The 766-nt window shown below is 62.4% G+C and carries 1 pseudogene; it reads left to right on the top strand.

Features of this window, described 5'->3' with window-relative positions:
* Positions 1-13: 13 nt before the first annotated feature.
* A pseudogene (locus tag ACFC3J_RS22770) lies at positions 14-766 on the top strand (TonB-dependent receptor); the annotation flags it as partial.

Raw genomic sequence — 766 nt, 5'->3', positions numbered from 1 at the left:
CGGGTGTACTGTCATGAGCTGGCTTGACGTGATGTCCGGGGAGGCGCCGCTGGTCAAGCTGGGCCTCGACGGCTCGACCAGCCTGACCATCGGCTATTATCATCTTCACACCGAAGAGCTGCCGGATTCGGGTATTCCCTATCTCTACACCATCGGCAATGCCCCGGCCGGCGTGACGGAGACCGGCCCGGCACAGGATTTCACCACGATCGGTGGCAAGGAAATCAGCGTCCCGCGCGGCGCTTATTATGGCCTCAAGGATCGTGATTTCCGCGACACCAATGTCGACAATTTCACCATCCGCGCCGAACATGATTTCGGCGGCGTGACGCTGCGCAACACCACCCGCTACGGTCGCAGCACCCAGGGTTATGTCTGGACCCAGCCCGACGACCAGCAGGGCAATGTCTATGGCACCAACGCCGCCAATGCGGCGACCGCGGGCGGTCTGGTCTGGCGTCGCACCAACACCCGCTATTCCAAGACCGACGGCCTGCTGAACCAGACCGACCTGTCCGGTGAGTTCAGCATCGGCGGGATCAAGAACAGCTTCTCGGCATCGGTGGAGTTCAGTCAGGAAAAGGCGGCGAACGGCACCTATGTGTCCAACGCCGCGACCGGTGCCGCGATCGCCAGCGGTTCGAGTGTCAGCCCGCGCTGCTCGACCGCGATGCTGGCCCGCTATAATTGCACGACCGTCGACAATCCCAATCCCAGCGATCCCTGGATCAGCTATGCCAGCGACAGCTCGACCGTAACGGCCGAT

The sequence above is a fragment of the Sphingobium sp. genome (assembly GCF_041987595.1).
Lineage (GTDB): Bacteria > Pseudomonadota > Alphaproteobacteria > Sphingomonadales > Sphingomonadaceae > Sphingobium.
Note: the sequence above shows the minus strand (reverse complement) of the source record. Positions and strands in the feature narration are given on the sequence as shown.